The 1,657-nt window shown below is 60.3% G+C and carries 3 protein-coding genes; all 3 read right to left on the bottom strand.

The genetic code is table 11. The features are described from left to right. Nucleotides 1–1,023, bottom strand: a 1,023-nt coding sequence (fliF, locus tag L9Z73_RS30180) for a flagellar basal-body MS-ring/collar protein FliF (protein ID WP_151239845.1), incomplete at its 3' end; no start/stop codon positions are given. Between the two features lie 16 nt (nucleotides 1,024–1,039). Next, complete coding sequence (fliE, locus tag L9Z73_RS30175) at nucleotides 1,040–1,369, bottom strand: flagellar hook-basal body complex protein FliE (protein ID WP_198717154.1); 330 nt, start codon at nucleotides 1,367–1,369, stop codon at nucleotides 1,040–1,042. Between the two features lie 131 nt (nucleotides 1,370–1,500). Beyond that, a partial coding sequence (locus tag L9Z73_RS30170) for a helix-turn-helix domain-containing protein (protein WP_282598804.1) occupies nucleotides 1,501–1,657 on the bottom strand: 157 nt, incomplete at its 5' end.

The following is a 1,657-nucleotide window of genomic DNA, read 5'->3' as shown; positions in this document are numbered from 1 at the left end:
GCCGGTGGTCTGCGGGGCTGAAGCTGGGGCTGGCGGCTGATTGCTCAGCGCACCCGGCACACCTTGCGGGCCGTTGCTGGCGGTGCGTTGTTCGCTGGTCGATTGCTCGCTGCGCAGGGCCGGCTGGTCCGGGTTGAACTGCTCGGAGGTCGATTCGACCGCGCTGAAATCCACGTCGGCGGACACTTCGGCCTTGTAGCGATCGTTACCCAACACCGGTTGCAAGATGTTGTGGACACGCTGAGTGAGCATGCTTTCCATGCGGCGGCTGTAGTCGAACTGTTTGCCGGCCTGGGTCAGCGCAGAGTTTTCCGCCATGTCGGACAGCAGGTTGCCCTTCTGGTCGACCACGGTGATTTGCGACTTGCTCAATTCGGGAACGCTGGTGGCCACCAGGTTGATGATCGCCAGCACTTGGCCAGGCTCCAGGGAGCGGCCGGAAAACAGTTCGACCAATACCGAGGCACTTGGCTTGCGCTCATCACGCACAAACACCGAGCTCTTCGGAATCGCCAGGTGGACGCGGGCGCCCTTGACGTTGTTGAGGCTGGAGATGGTGCGCGCCAGTTCGCCTTCCAGGCCACGACGGTAGCGGGTCGCTTCCATGAACTGACTGGTACCCAGGCCCTGATCCTTGTCGAGGATCTCAAAACCGATATTGCTGTCGGACGGGGTCACGCCGGCGGCGGCCAGCTTCATGCGGGCACGGGCGACATCATCGGCCTTGACCAGCAGCGCCCCGGAGTTGGGCTCCACGGTGTAGGCGATGTCGGCGGCGGCCAGGGTTTCCATGATCTGTTTGGAATCCATACCGGCCAGGCTGCCGTACAGCGGCCGGTAATCGGGTTGCTGCGACCACAGCACCACGGCAAAACCAATCGCCACGCTGGCAGCCAGGCCGACCATCAGGCCCACCTGACGCAGCATGGTCATTTCCGAGAGGTTTTCCAGGAACGACAGGCCAAACAGCGGCGGTTTGCCGTCTGTCTTGGCGGGTACGTTGTCCACGACTGCTTCTGCCATGACTTAAATCTCGCCCTTAAACCGGCATCTGCATGATGTCTTGATAAGCCTGAACCAGTTTGTTGCGCACCTGGGTCAAGGCTTGAAAGGACACCGTGGCTTTCTGCGAAGCGACCATCACGTCGGTCAGGTCCACGCCGCTCTTGCCGATCTCGAACGCGGTCGCCAACTGGCTGGAGGCTTGTTGGGTGTCACTGACTTTGTTGACTGCCTGGCCGAGCATGTCGGCAAAACTGCTTTGGCCCAACTCCGGCGCTTGTGCGACGGATTTCGGTTGAGCCATGGCATCCATTTGCATGGAGCGCATATCCAACATCAACCGATTGAACTCAATACCCTGGCTCATGACCTTCTCTCTCCGACGACCCGCAATTTTTTGACACTACGCAGCAGTTACTAGGGGTGGTAGCAACAAGGGTGCCAGCTCTGTAGCAACTTGTAAGAAAAGGCGACAAATCTTGTCGACCTTGTTACCGATCAGGTGGCGAAAAGGTAGCCTTCCACGTCCATCCCAGCGTCGCGCATCTGCGCCAGCTTGTAGCGCAAGGTGCGCGGGCTGATGCCCAGACGCTCGGCCGCTTCTTTGCGGCGGCCGCGTTCGGCGCGCAGGGTGTCGATGATCATCTGGAATTCG

This window comes from Pseudomonas emilianonis (genome assembly GCF_023072625.1).
Classification (GTDB): Bacteria; Pseudomonadota; Gammaproteobacteria; order Pseudomonadales; family Pseudomonadaceae; genus Aquipseudomonas; species Aquipseudomonas paraveronii.
This window is presented reverse-complemented; position numbering and strand designations above follow the sequence as displayed.

What these genes read in the sequence shown, in the direction of transcription:
- fliE (WP_198717154.1), bottom strand. Translation starts at nt 1,369, where the DNA reads ATGAGCCAGGGTATTGAGTTCAATCGGTTGATGTTGGATATGCGCTCC.